12 protein-coding genes are annotated in these 13,863 nt (G+C 48.7%); 7 read left to right on the top strand and 5 right to left on the bottom strand.

Annotated elements, in window-relative coordinates:
- Positions 1–279: 279 nt before the first annotated feature.
- From pomA to rlmM, 6 genes are all read left to right on the top strand, one after another.
- The gene (gene pomA, locus CSW98_RS09870) at positions 280–1,044 is read left to right on the top strand and encodes a flagellar motor protein PomA (protein WP_100800316.1); all 765 of its coding nucleotides are present in this window, start codon (positions 280–282) and stop codon (positions 1,042–1,044) included.
- A gap of 12 nt (positions 1,045–1,056) precedes the next feature.
- Complete coding sequence (locus tag CSW98_RS09875; protein ID WP_100800317.1) at positions 1,057–2,031, top strand: flagellar motor protein MotB; 975 nt, start codon at positions 1,057–1,059, stop codon at positions 2,029–2,031.
- 110 nt (positions 2,032–2,141) lie between these two features.
- The gene (gene thiI, locus CSW98_RS09880; protein WP_100800318.1) at positions 2,142–3,590 is read left to right on the top strand and encodes a tRNA uracil 4-sulfurtransferase ThiI; all 1,449 of its coding nucleotides are present in this window, start codon (positions 2,142–2,144) and stop codon (positions 3,588–3,590) included.
- Between the two features lie 151 nt (positions 3,591–3,741).
- Positions 3,742–4,011, top strand: a complete 270-nt coding sequence (locus CSW98_RS09885) for a hypothetical protein (RefSeq protein WP_157810381.1) — start codon at positions 3,742–3,744, stop codon at positions 4,009–4,011.
- A complete protein-coding gene (locus CSW98_RS09890; protein WP_100800320.1) occupies positions 3,968–4,885 on the top strand; it encodes a transcriptional regulator GcvA in 918 nt (305 codons plus the stop codon). The genes CSW98_RS09885 and CSW98_RS09890 overlap by 44 nt, the downstream gene beginning before the upstream one ends.
- Before the next feature lie 65 nt (positions 4,886–4,950).
- Positions 4,951–6,042: a 23S rRNA (cytidine(2498)-2'-O)-methyltransferase RlmM gene (gene rlmM, locus CSW98_RS09895; protein WP_100800321.1), complete on the top strand. Its 1,092-nt coding sequence runs from the start codon at positions 4,951–4,953 to the stop codon at positions 6,040–6,042.
- Positions 6,043–6,135: 93 nt separating this feature from the next.
- Here rlmM and xni read toward each other — a convergent pair whose 3' ends face one another.
- The 5 genes from xni to queF all read right to left on the bottom strand — a co-directional run bounded on the left by xni (position 6,136) and on the right by queF (position 13,231).
- Positions 6,136–6,924, bottom strand: coding sequence for a flap endonuclease Xni (xni, locus tag CSW98_RS09900; RefSeq protein WP_100800322.1), 789 nt, complete (start codon positions 6,922–6,924; stop codon positions 6,136–6,138).
- 50 nt (positions 6,925–6,974) lie between these two features.
- Positions 6,975–8,336 (bottom strand): nucleotide 5'-monophosphate nucleosidase PpnN, encoded by a 1,362-nt coding sequence (ppnN, locus tag CSW98_RS09905; protein ID WP_100800323.1) that lies wholly within the window; start codon positions 8,334–8,336, stop codon positions 6,975–6,977.
- 19 nt (positions 8,337–8,355) lie between these two features.
- A complete protein-coding gene (locus tag CSW98_RS09910; protein ID WP_100800324.1) occupies positions 8,356–9,933 on the bottom strand; it encodes a GGDEF domain-containing protein in 1,578 nt (525 codons plus the stop codon).
- Between the two features lie 129 nt (positions 9,934–10,062).
- Complete coding sequence (locus CSW98_RS09915) at positions 10,063–12,360, bottom strand: tetratricopeptide repeat protein (RefSeq protein ID WP_100800325.1); 2,298 nt, start codon at positions 12,358–12,360, stop codon at positions 10,063–10,065.
- A 25-nt stretch (positions 12,361–12,385) separates the two neighbouring features.
- Complete coding sequence (gene queF / locus CSW98_RS09920) at positions 12,386–13,231, bottom strand: NADPH-dependent 7-cyano-7-deazaguanine reductase QueF (RefSeq protein WP_100800326.1); 846 nt, start codon at positions 13,229–13,231, stop codon at positions 12,386–12,388.
- Positions 13,232–13,316: 85 nt separating this feature from the next.
- Here queF and syd point away from each other — a divergent pair, with 85 nt between their 5' ends.
- Positions 13,317–13,862 carry a SecY-interacting protein gene (syd, locus tag CSW98_RS09925; RefSeq protein ID WP_100800327.1) on the top strand — a complete coding sequence of 182 codons (546 nt, stop codon included), beginning with the start codon at positions 13,317–13,319 and terminating at the stop codon, positions 13,860–13,862.
- Position 13,863 lies beyond the last annotated feature (1 nt).

A 13,863-nucleotide genomic window follows, 5' to 3' on the forward strand; every position in this document is an offset into this window, starting at 1 on the left:
ATGGGTATATCAGGAAAGTGCTGGCAAGTTACCTCAGGCGGGTGGAATGGTCAAATTTGATAGAGGAAAAATCACGGGGATGGGTACATATCCCTTCCCCCGAAGTGGCTTGGCAATTCGGGTATCAGGGCTTATGCTGTGGGAGGATGCGGTAAAATGTGAAGGGATGCCGCAAATATCCGGTCAAATAACCATAAAATAAGCTAAAAAATCTAAGGTTATGGCCGATAGATGGAGTATTCCTACTGATTGCAGTAAATCAGCACAAGAGGTGAGAAAGTGGATTTAGCGACATTAATAGGGTTAATTGGTGGTTTCGCATTTGTCATCATGGCGATGATACTCGGCGGCAGTCTGGGTATGTTCATGGATACGGTATCAGTACTGATCGTTGTTGGTGGTTCTGCCTGTGTGGTCATGATGAAATTTACGCTGGGTCAGTTTTTCGGTGCCTTTAAGATAGCCGGTAAGGCTTTTATGTATAAAACGGATGATCCGGAAGAGCTGATTGCCAAGATTGTAGAGATGGCTGATGCTGCCCGTAAAGGTGGTTTTCTTGCTCTGGAAGAGATGGAGATTTCCAGTAGTTTTATGCAGAAGGGAATCGATTTGCTGGTGGACGGTCACGATGCTGAAGTGGTTCGTGCCGCTCTGCAAAAAGATATTGCGTTAACCGATGAGCGTCACAGTCAGGGCAGTGAGGCATTTCGGGCTTTTGCGGATGTGGCTCCGGCGATGGGCATGATAGGTACGCTGGTTGGTCTGGTTGCGATGTTATCTAACATGGATGACCCTAAATCTATCGGACCGGCGATGGCGGTAGCGCTGTTAACAACTCTGTACGGTGCGGTGCTGGCAAACATGCTGTTTTTTCCGATAGCCGATAAGTTGTCGCTGCGTAAGGATCAGGAAAAACTGAACCGGCGTCTGATCATGGATGGTGTTCTGGCTATTCAGGACGGTCAGAACCCTCGGGTTATTGACGGTTATCTGAAAAATTACCTGAATGAGAAGAAACGTGCTCTTGATGTCGATAAAGAGTAACCAGGAGTTCGGCTGATGGAAGAACAAGATTGCAAATGTCCGCCACCCGGTCTTCCGGCGTGGATGGGGACTTTCTCAGATCTGATGTCACTGCTGATGTGCTTTTTTGTACTGCTGCTCTCTTTTTCTGAGATGGATGTACTGAAGTTTAAGCAGATCGCCGGTTCTATGAAATTCGCTTTCGGGGTACAGAACCAGCTGGAAGTTAAAGACATTCCCAAAGGTACCAGTGTGATTGCACAGGAGTTTCGTCCGGGACGCCCGGAGCCGACCCCCATTGAAGTGATCATGCAGCAAACCATCGATATCACTCAGCAGACGCTGGATTTTCACGAAGGGGAATCCTCCAGTGCCGGTGGTAAGCAGCGCGATGATGGTAAGCAGGCTGGGGGACGCTCTCCGGAAACCTCTACCACGATGAATAAAGAACAGCAGGCACAGCAGGTTCAGGAGCAGACAGAGCCACAGGAACAGCAGCAGTCGGAAGCCATGTCTGAAGAGATGGAAACGCTGGAAGAGAGCCTGAAAAAAGCCCTGGAACGGGAGATTGATCAGGGTGCTATTGAAGTGGAAAATCTGGGGCAGGAGATCATTATCCGTATTCGTGAGAAGGGCGCATTTCCGGCCGGTTCTGCATTTTTGCAGCCGAAATTCCGCCCTCTGGTTCGGCAGATAGCCGATCTGGTGAAGGATGTCCCGGGAATTGTGCGTGTCTCTGGGCATACTGATGATCAGATGCTGGATTCGGAACTGTATCGTTCCAACTGGGATCTTTCTTCACAGCGGGCTGTGTCCGTGGCACAGGAAATGGAAAAGGTAAAAGGCTTTGACCACCTGAGGCTGCGTGTGCGGGGTATGGCGGATACTGAGCCGCTGAATCCGAATACAACGCTGGAAGAGCGTTCCCGTAACCGCAGGGTTGAAATTGGTATCCTGCAGGGTAAACCACAGTTTAGTGATGAAGTCAGTGTCGGTGAGGGGCAGTAATGCCTCTCCCTTTCTTTTTTCACCTCTTTCATACCTCTCTGCTTTTCTCTCTCACTGAATATCATGTATAATTCTGCGCCTTATTTTCTACTCAGATCAGCGAAGCCAGCATGAAATTTATCGTTAAACCACATCCGGAAATTTTTGTTAAGAGTGATTCGGTTCGTAAACGCTTTATCCGAATTCTGGAATGTAATATCCGTAACATTATCAAAAATAAAACCGAGTCGGTGGCGGTATTCAATCGCCGGGATCATATCGAAGTGACCTCTGAGAGTGACCAGTACTACCCTGAAGTACTGGCGATCATGACCCGTACTCCGGGGATCCATCATGTGCTGGAAGTACAGCAGTCTGAGTTTAAGGATAAACACGATATCTACGAGCAGGTACTGGCGCTGAGCGGCAGTAAGATTGAGAATAAAACCTTCGTGGTACGGGTGAAGCGACGCGGTAAGCATGATTTTACCTCCATCGAACTTGAGCAGTACGTGGGGGGAGGACTGAATCAGGCCGTAGAGAGTGCGAAAGTGAAGCTGCGTAACCCGGAAGTGACGGTCAATCTGGAAGTGTCCGGTGATAAGCTGAATCAGATCCTGGCCCGGCATAAAGGGCTGGGGGGCTTCCCTCTGGGAACGCAGGAAGATGTATTGAGTCTGATTTCCGGCGGCTTCGATTCCGGTGTCTCCAGTTATCTGCACATTAAACGCGGTTCTAAAACCCATTACTGTTTCTTTAATCTGGGTGGTCCGGCACATGAAATCGGTGTGAAGCAGGTTGCGCATTATCTGTGGGAGCGTTACGGCTCATCGGCTAAGGTGAAGTTTATTGCGGTTGATTTTGAACCTGTAGTCGCTGAGATTCTGGAAAAAGTGGATGATGGCCAGATGGGGGTCGTTCTGAAGCGCATGTTTATGCGTGCCGGAGGCATGCTGGCTGAGAAATTCGGTATTCAGGCATTGGTGACCGGTGAAGCGCTGGGACAGGTTTCCAGCCAGACCCTGACAAACCTGCGTCATATTGATGGTGTAACGGATACTCTGATCCTACGCCCTCTGATCAACTGGGATAAAGAAGATATTATCGATCTGTGCCGTGAAATCGGTACGGAAGATTTTGCTAAGACGATGCCGGAATACTGTGGTGTGATCTCCAGAAAACCAACGGTAAAAGCGGTGAAGGCTAAACTGGAAGCGGAAGAAGCCAAGTTTGATTTTTCTATTCTGGAGCAGGTGGTATATAACGCTCGGGTTATGGATATCCGTGAGATTGGCAAAGAGAGTGAACAGGAAGCGCCGGAAGTGGAACTGGTGGATGCAGTACACGAGCACGCTATTGTACTGGATATTCGCAGCCCGGATGAGGAAGATGAGCGTCCGCTGGACATCGACGGTGTTGAGGTGCTGCACCTGCCTTTCTATAAGCTGGCCACTAAGTTCGGCGATCTGGATCAGTCAAAAACCTATCTGCTGTACTGCTCACGTGGTGTAATGAGCCGTCTGCAGGCACTGTATTTGAAAGAGCAAGGTTTTAATAACGTTAAAGTATACCGTCCGTAAATACCCTTTCTCCATTCGTCATTCCCGCGCATTCTGCGTGGGAATGCCTACCAGTTTTAACACTAACTTCCGGATAAAAAAAAGCACCGCCAAATTGGCAGTGCAAGAATGTTTTGACAGACAGGTCAAAATAATACAGGAAGTATATGTCATGCATCAGGTGATGATGCAGAACATGGGTGGTAGAAAACTACCTAACTCAAAATTGAGTTTTGCAAACACAACATCGCAACATCTGAGCCAATTGATTCAGGAAAATCAAGCCGTTCAGGCCAGCGTTGCGGGGGGAAATATAGAATTTATCTGGCCGTTGGACAATCGACAATTTATAATGTTTCGGATAAAAAAAACTAATGCTATAATTTTTGGAAATACAGATGTCCAGACGATTACCCCCGCTGAACTCACTGAAGGTTTTTGAGGCTGCAGCCCGGAACCTGAGTTTCACCCGCGCCGCAGAAGAGTTATTTGTCACTCAGGCTGCGGTAAGCCACCAGATAAAAGCACTGGAAGAATATCTTGGCCTCAAGCTGTTTCGTCGCAGAAATCGCTCTTTGTTACTGACGGAAGAGGGGCAGGGTTATTTTCTGGATATAAAAGATATCTTTACTTCAATAGCAGAAGCCACGGACAAAGTTCTGGAACGCAGTGAAAAAGGCGCGTTAACCATCAGTTTACCGCCCAGTTTTGCTATTCAGTGGCTGGTTCCCAGACTGGCTGATTTCAACGAACAGGAGCCGGATATCGATGTGCGGATTAAAGCGGTTGATATGGATGAAGGCTCTCTGACGGATGATGTAGACGTTGCCATCTATTATGGCAGAGGCAATTGGCCGGGTCTGAAAGCCGATAAGCTGTATCAGGAATTTTTGGTGCCGCTCTGTTCCCCGCAACTGTTGCTGGGGAAGAAACCATTAGAATCATTAGGGGATCTGAAACATCATACCTTGCTGCATGATACTTCCCGAAAAGAGTGGAAACAGTATGTCAAAGAGAATGACATTGACGGGGTTAATGTGAACCACGGGCCGATTTTCAGTCACTCGACGATGGTATTGCAGGCGGCCATACACGGGCAGGGTATCGCTCTGGGAAATAATGTGCTGGCTCAGCCGGAAATGGAGGCCGGACGTCTGGTCTCTCCTTTTTCACAGGTACTGATGACCGATAATGCGTTTTATGTGGTATGCCATGATAAACAGGCGGAGACAGGGCGTATTGCCACGTTTCGTGACTGGATGCTGGCTAAGGCGGCTGAAGAGCGAAAAGTGTCAGCTCTGCCGGATGTGATATAGCTGGCTTTATTGACTCAGATTGCAATTCTATTATTATCAGCACCCCGAACAGATAAGGTGACCCCATGAAACACGTAATGCTTTACTGCCGCTCCGGATTTGAAAAAGAGTGTGCCGGTGAAATTCAGGACAAAGCAACTCAACTGGAAATCTATGGCTTTCCTCGGGTGAAAAATAATTCTGGCTACGTTCTGTTTGAGTGTTATCAGGAAGGGGATGCGGATGTTCTGATCAGGAAGATTGATTTTCAGGCTTTGATTTTTGCCCGGCAGATGTTTGCTGTTGCGGCGGAGTGTACGGCGTTGCCGAAAGATGACCGGATTTCACCGATTCTGGCGGCTCTTTCGGCGGTAGACGGTTTTCCCCGCTGTGGTGATTTACGGGTAGAAACTCCTGATACAAATGAAGCCAAAGAGCTGTTGAAATTTTGTCGGAAGTTTACCGTGCCTCTGCGTCAGGCTCTGCGTGGTAAGGGGTTGCTGTTTGCTCAGGATAATACGAAGAAGCCGGTATTGCACTTGTGCTTTATTGCTCCGGGTCATTGTTATGCAGGTTATTCGTATACGGACAATAACTCGCCTTTCTTTATGGGGATCCCGCGGCTGAAGTTCCCGGCAGATGCACCGAGTCGTTCTACCCTGAAACTGGAAGAAGCCTTTCACGTGTTTATCCCGAAAAATGAGTGGGAGACCCGTCTGGCCTCCGGTATGTGGGCCGTGGACCTGGGGGCTTGTCCGGGGGGCTGGACTTATCAGCTGGTAAAACGTTCTATGTTTGTGCATGCTGTGGATAATGGTGCGATGGCCGATAGTCTGATGGAAACCGGTCAGGTGAAGCATCATACGGAAGATGGTTTTAAATTCGAACCGGCCAAAAAGAATGTGACCTGGCTGGTGTGCGATATGGTAGAAAAACCGTCTCGCGTGGCACAGCTGATGGGTGAATGGATCATCAGTGGCTGGGCTAAAGAAGCTATTTTTAATTTGAAGCTGCCGATGAAAGGCCGTTATGACGAAGTGCTGGAAGATATTGAGAATCTGAAATACTTTCTGAATGATAATGACGTGAAATATAAATTGCAGGCGAAGCATCTGTACCATGACCGTGAGGAGATCACCGTCCATGTTCAGTGTTTGTCGAACATTTCTCCACATTAATATACTCAAGCCGCTGAGGTTGCTTGAGTATAACCCGGTTATTGCGTGTTCCCATGCTTTGCGTGGGAATGGGGATTTGTTCCTGAAATCGCCTTAATCTGTTATCAGTTCCGGCGGTATATACCGGATATCCTGCAGGTTAAACCCCAGTTCGATATCCGTTTTCAGGCTGGCAACCTGCTTACAGATCCTTGCCATTTCTATATGTTCTGCAAACTTCTTACGGTATTTTTCTGCCAGATCCTCTGCTGCATTGGCTTGCTCAATATCGGTATACTGAGTCAGGATCGCTTTGGCTGCTTTCGGCCCTATTCCCGGAATACCCGGCACCTGACTGGAACTGATCCCAGTCAGCCCCCAATAATCGGTCAGCTGTAAAGGCGTTACGCCGAATTCTTTTTCGATAAAAGGGGCATCCAGCCAGCGGTGCTGGAAGTAGTCCCGGATCTGCAGGGTCGGTGATAACAGCTGGCAGTATCCTTTGTCGGTGGAGACGATGGTAACCTTTGCTCCGTGACTGGCTACCTTAACGGCCAGAGTGGCGACCAGATCATCCGCTTCGTCGCCTTCAGAAAGCAGGGAATCGATCCCCATTTTCCACCACGCGTCCTGAATCTCCTCCAGGCCGTTAAGCAGTGGCTCAGGCATGGGTTTACGGTTCTGCTTATAGTCGGGCAGCAGTTCGGCGCGCCAGCCGCGATCCTGACTGTGGTGATCAAATACCGCGATAATATGGGTTGGCTGAGATTCAGCAAGGATGCGGTTAAGGGTTCTCTGTGTGGTTTCTATGGTGCGGGGAATATCGGCCGGATCCGGCTGAGCCGAATGAACGCGACGGATCAGGTTTAGGGCATCGATAATAACCAGATGTATAGCAGACATAGGGATCCAACATAATAAGGGCTTAACACTAAGCCCTTATTCTAACGGAATTATCTGCGTTCTGCGATGGTGTAGCAGGGAACGTATTCTGAGCCGGGCAGCTTCATTCGCTGCTGTTTGACGAAGTCGTTCAGCAGGCGGTCCATTTTCTGCATCAAAACAGGATCGCCGTCGATACGGAAAGGGCCGTGCTGTTCTATCTCTCTGATCCCTTCGGCCTTTACATTACCGGCCACGATAGCTGAAAATGCCTGACGCAGGTTGGCTGCCAGAATGTCTGGTTTCTGCCCCATATTCAGATTCAGTGTTGCTACGTTCTGATGTGTCGGCTGGAACGGCTTCTGGAAAACCGGGTCGATGGTCAGTGACCAGTTATAGCTGTAGGCATCCTGAGTGGCTTTACGGTGCTCGCGCACTTCCGGAAGCCCCTCTTTGATGATTCTGGCGGCCAGTGCCGGATTGCCGACCACGATCTGATAATGCTTTCTGGCTTCATCACCCAGCGTATCGGCAATAAACTGGTCGATAGAGCGGAAGTAATCGGCACTCTCTTCCGGACCGGTGAGTACAATCGGCATTGGTTGATCGGCATTGTCCGGATGCATCATGATCCCCAGCAGGTAGAGTAATTCTTCTGCCGTTCCCGGTCCTCCGGGGAAGATCACAATACCGTGTGCCATGCGTACAAAGGCTTCCAGGCGTTTTTCGATGTCCGGCATGATGATCAATTCATTGACGATAGGGTTCGGTGGTTCGGCGGCAATGATGGACGGTTCCGTCAGGCCGATATAGCGTTGTTCGTAGAAACGTTGTTTGGCATGGCCGATGGCGGCTCCCTTCATCGGGCCTTCCATTGCGCCCGGACCACAACCGGTGCAGATATTCAGTTCTCTCAGCCCCAGTTCATGGCCGACTTCCCGGGTGTACTGATATTCCACCGGGTTAATGGAGTGGCCTCCCCAGCAAACGACCAGATTCGGTTCAATATTGACATGCAGAGCACCGGCATTACGCAGGATCGCAAAGACCAGGTTGGTGATATGGGCGGAATCATCCTGCTGTTCTGTATGCATCTCAGACAGGCGCATATTGACATAGATGATATCGCGCATCACGGAGAACAGGTGTTCCTGAATACCTTTGATGATATTACCGTCGACAAACGCTTCCTGAGGCGGGTTGCTCAGTTCCAGTTTAAGTCCTCGTTCACGGGTGACGACGTTGACATCGAACTCCCGGTGTTTGTCCAGCAATTCATTGGAGTTATCGGTATGACTGCCGCAGTTAAGCACGGCAAGGGTACAGTTCCGGTATAACTGATACAGTTCACTGGAGGCTTCTTTTTTCAGGCGCTGTACTTCAAGTTGGGAAAGTAGATCCATACTGCCGGCAGGGCTGATATGGGTAATCATGAAAACTCCTTACTGCGGGTTATTTCCACACGATCTGATTGTAGCCTTTCTGTTTGGCCTCTTTCAGGCCGAGGTTCAGGCGCTCCATCACTTCTTCTGGTGTATCGGAGTCTTTAAACGTACTGGCTGAAATGGATACGCCGACAGTGATACTCTGCTCTCTGAACTTAAATGGCAGTTTGTTGATGGTGCCTTGCAGAGTATTCAGCAGGGTCTGACAAGTCGGTTGGTTAATGTCCGGAAGAATGGCGATAAATTCTTCCCCGGAGAAACGAGCCAAAATATCCTGTTCACGCATAACATTAGTCAGGGTTCTGGCAATGATTTTCAGTGCCTTATCTCCGGCAGAGTAGCCAAAACTGTCGTTGATGGATTTAAAGTTATCCATATCCAGCAGAATAATGTGCAGCGGATGCTGTGCACGGATCCAGCGGTGGTATTCAGTTTCCAGATACTCCATAAAGGCGGTGCGGTGCAGTACCTTTGTTAGTGGGTCAAGTTGCATGCGCTGAGACTGATCTTCCAGTCGGCGTCGGTAGTCATGGGTCAGTTCAAACAGAGCTTCAAGCTGATTTTTGCTGTACCGCATCCGATCCAGCAGAGCTAATTCTCTCTGTTCGTTATGCTGCAGTCGTTCTGTCAGCATTGCGATCTGCTCAAACAGCGGTTTTGTCGCAGCTTTGGCTTCTTCTATGCTCGTCGCTTTGTGCAGATAATCCTGACTGGTGCTGGCCAGAGATGTGAGCTCCTGATGCATTTCACGCCGATGACCAGCGTAAGAAGCACTTTGCTCCAGACACTGATTGTTGATTTTTATGGCTCCGGAAAGGGAGTCATTGACATTATTCAGGAACTGCTCTGAGGTTTTCCTCTCAAAGTGCGTTCCCTGAATCACCAGTTTTAAGATCTGCAGCGTGATATCGATCAGCTCTTCAAAATTGATCCCCGAAAGCAGTTTGATTCGTATATCGGCAAGCAGATCACCGGACTCTCCAGAAAAATCGAGTTCGTTGATCAGGCTCTGAAGCTCTTCGGAAAGCCGGTTCTGAAGTTCTTTGCTGATACCGGCCATCCCATGGTTTAGGGTATGTGCCGAGTTCGACATAATAATCTTGATGGCCCGCTCATAGATACCCAGCAGGCGGATCGCATTATCGAGTTGCTTGTTGTTTTTTATTGAGGGGAAACTCAGTAAATTTCTTAAGTCGCGTTTGAGCTGGGCGGGTAGCCCGGGAATTCGTTGCAGAGTTTCACCACTCTGCCTGACTCGCTCATCTAGATGACTTTTCTGTTTTTCCATTTTATATGTATTTTTTTTGAGCAGTCGCTCAAGTACCGCCATATGCGGTAGTAGCCTACTGATATCGTGCTGTTGCTCTAATGCCGTTTTTAATGTCAAAACGCATTTATCCAGCTCATCGTGGTAACCAAGACAGGTTTCGCTCAGTTTAGCAATTACCCGCTTCAGAACCCGCTGTTCTCTGGTAAATTTGAACGAAGCGTTGCGATGGCGCATTTTCGCTTGTTCTAACTGTAGTTTTAACTGGTTCAGGTCAGAAATCAAATCTTCCTGAACAACTAAAGCGGTATCACTCATATATCTCAAAGCAAAAGAGGCAGAACTCAAGCAGACTTTAGCTAAGCCGCATTAACAAAAAGCACAATAGAGTGATAATACCAAATTATGTAACAACGTCACGGCCATTTCGGTGCGAATGATTGTATTTCACTCGCTAAGTGTGAATTTTTTGATTTCATCCCCATTTTTGCGTGAAGAGAGTATTTTTATTAACCCTTTTTCGATGGCATCACGGCAGGCCGCTCGAATATTGTCTCCGGCAAAACTGGCCGCCGGGGCATTTTTTATCGCTTTCAGACAAACCCACTGGCTGCCACCATATTCCAGACTGATGTCTCTGGCCATGTGCGAAGCCATCAGCAAAATATCGATCAGTTCTTTATCATTGATGGCTGTGTAAGCCCGGGGTAAAAACGGGTAATCCGCGATACCGGCTCTGATGCTTTTATCAATATTTTTTTCGGTTTTGAATTCGTTTATCCAGCCGCGAATTTTATAAAAAATTTGTTCCGGTTCTTTATCCGGATTGGTATTGGGTTCAACGTACAAAAACAGGGCATCAGAGATATGATACAGTCTTGCCGGTTTGATGATCTTGGGCTTGATAAATGCGCCGAACTCGCTTTCCAGCTCCAGACCGGCTTTGTAGCCGCCGTTCAGATACATATTACGCAGGAAGGGCAGGTCGATCATGATAAAACGCAGCCGGTCATGCAGAGGTTCATTAATCAGTTCACCGGTTTGCCACTGCTCATAGTTGGCGCTGCTACGCTCCAGAGACCCGGGCAGCTTGAGGTTAAGCAGCCGCAGGTTTCTGAGACCGGAACGCGGGTGGGTGTAGTGGTCTTCATACAGGGCAGAGAGTTCTTTTTTCAGCCGGTGATTGACCGAGCTTTTGCGTAGGGCAAAAAACAGCAGCAAGGATGACAGGACAAACAGTGTCATCAGGGTGTTCTGGTACTTATGCAGCTCAGCCCGGGTTTCTGTCAGCTTATCCTGCTGATTCTGATAGTGCAGCGATTTCTCGATAAAGGTTTTCTGCTGGGTAAAATCATCCTCGGAGATAGACAGCAGGGTGTCTTTTTTCTGCATCAGCAACTGGTCATAGCGTTTACTGTGTTCATAGGCTTGCTGAAAATCTTTCGTCTGTTCATAGCTGTCAGCCAGCAGGGCATGGGCGCGGATCTGAATGTGACTGTCAGCGTACTTTTGTCCGGCTTTCAGTGCTTCTGTCGCACGGGCGATAGCATTTGTGTAGCGTCCCAGATGATAAGCCAGATCAGCATCCAGCAGGACAGATTTCGCCTGCTGGCGTGGCAGTTCGGTAAAAGTGAGCAGGTTATGTGCCCGGTTCAGGTACTGTTCCGCCAGAGGGTAGTTATACAACTGGATATAGGTATTGGCCAGATCCAGACGCAGGTTGATGACCTCTTCGATATTGCTGTCGCTGTTTTCCGCATCCAGCACATTGAAATAGTGCACCAGAGCCAGATTATATTTGCCCTGCTGGTTGTAGATATCCCCCATCTGTTTCAGTACCTGAGGCAGAATGATGGAGTTGCTGTAGTTGTCATAAAAATCAGCTGCCTGCAGCAGATGTTCGATAGCCCGGTCAAGGGCTTGTCTCTGGTAGAAAACAGTAGCCAGCAGGCGGTTACATTTGGCCAGCAGCACCAGATTATTGGATTCAATCGCTGACCAATAGGCAGCCAGCAGGTCATATAAGGCTCGGTTCAGACGCTGGTGGCGCAGATTATGTTCTCCTACCGTGATCCGGTATTGGATAAACATTTCTGGCAGAACAGTGGATGCAGTGGCGTAATTGCCGGCTTTAGTGAAAAAGGTATCGGCCTGTTCCTGTTGTCCGGACAGTGAGGCAATATTGCCCTGCAGCATCGTTAACTGATAGCGGAGTGCTTGTCGGGATTCGTCGGACAGACCGTTTTTCTGTATATCCTGTTGCAGGGCTTTCAGATCCGGAGTGATTTTCTCCGGATCGGCAAACAGCGTCCATACGATGTCCGTTTTTATGATCCGGCTTTGTAGGTGTGCATAGTCCAGACCGTATCTGAGAGCCAGCGCGGCGGCTTCATCTATTGTATTCAGTGCGCCGTGTGAATCTTTTAAAGCCAGTTTGGCTCTGGCCAGAATTTGCAGTGCCATTACTGTGGTATTGGGTGTGCGGATGGTATTTTCTGCATTTTCTCTGGATGCACTGATTTCTTTGGCATCCGCGACCAGTTTACGGGCAGAAAGATAGCTTTGGGTAATTTCCTTGGCTCTGGCAGGAGTGATGTCGATGAGTTTTTCCGCCTCATTCAGTACCGGAGAGGCAAAAATTTCTGCCTGCACGGTAAAAGAGACGGCAAGCAGGAAAAGAGCCTGATACAACCTGCCAGTCCATGGTTTCAGATGCCTCTTTAACAAAGGCCGGAACATACTCATCAACAACGATTCCTTGTTTAGTCAGTTACTGGCGTGCCAGCCGGGCATTACTCTCCGGATTCATCTGTTCAGAAGAACGATACGGGTTGATATCCAGACCACCACGGCGGGTATAACGAGCATATACAGTCAGCTTATCTGGATGGCAGTATTTCTGAATATCGGTAAAGATGCGTTCGACACACTGTTCATGGAACTCATTATGTTCCCGGAATGAGACAATATAGCGCAGTAACGCTTCCCGGTGTATTTTTTTGCCGCTATATGCGATTTCCACACTGCCCCAGTCCGGCTGACTGGTGATCAGACAGTTAGATTTCAGCAGGTGACTGTGCAGCGTTTCGGTGACTATCTCATCACTGGTTGCCTGCTGCAAATATTCCGGGTGGAAGGCATAATCGGTAATATGGATGTCCTGCTCATCAATACATTCGCCATGCATATCGGCGATCGTACTGCCGGTATAATGGTTGACCGGCCAGATTGCGACACTGACTTCAGCGCCAGCACAGGCGGAAAGATCATTTTTCAGTATTTCGCATACTTGATCCCAGTCGGAAAAGCGGGTCTGGTTCAGGCTGTTGAGGTACAGCTTAAAGGATTTGGATTCAATCAGGTTCTGGCTGGTGGCCGGAACGGAAACTTCACCGACGGCAACCTGTGGCAGCCCTTTTTCATTTAGCCATGATAGCTCGTAAAGGGTCCAGAGATCACATCCCTGAAACGGAAGTTCCCCGCCAAGGTGAAGATCATCCCGGTTCAGGCTGCGCGGTACAGGCTGCAGCAGGCTGGCATCGTATTGATTTCGGTACTCGGTTTTTTGTCCCAGAGTCAGTCCGGACAGTTCTTTGGCGTTGGAATATTTGCTCATGCTTTTTTCAAAGATCGATTAGAATATGCGGAATTTTACTGAATAGCCCATTCGCTGTCATTAACCCTTTTGTCAGGAGCCACTTATGACACAGTCTGCTGTACAGGCTTTACACTCTTTTTCTATGCGCTATCAGCAGGCATGGCAGGATGCGTATCAGACGCTTCCCGCTAGTGAAGAACTTGCCGGTTTGCCTTCAGTATGTGTTGATGAGTCAAAAGATGGGAAAGTGTACTGGCACCCGGTCGTTCGTCCGGTTCTGGCTGATTTTTCCAATCTGGAGCGGGGCATAGAACTGACCCTGCATGATGATATTAAAGCTTTTTTTGGTAGTCAGTATTCTGCGGACATGGAAGGCAGCTGGAAAGGTAATGCACTGACTCTGTTACAGGTCTGGAATGATGAGGATTTTATCCGTTTGCAGGAAAATATTCTGGGTCATCTGATCACCCAGCGGCGACTGAAGCTGAAACCAACGGTATTCATTGCAGCGACTGAGGCTGAGCTGGATGTAATCTCTATCTGTAATCTGACCGGGCAGGTGATTTTTGAGCGTCTGGGGACATCGCAAAGAGAGGTGCTGGCAGACTCAGTAAGTGATTTTTTGACCGGACTGGAACCAGAGGTATAAG

Source organism: Vibrio sp. HA2012, assembly GCF_002812955.1.
In the GTDB taxonomy this organism is placed as follows: domain Bacteria; phylum Pseudomonadota; class Gammaproteobacteria; order Enterobacterales; family Vibrionaceae; genus Vibrio.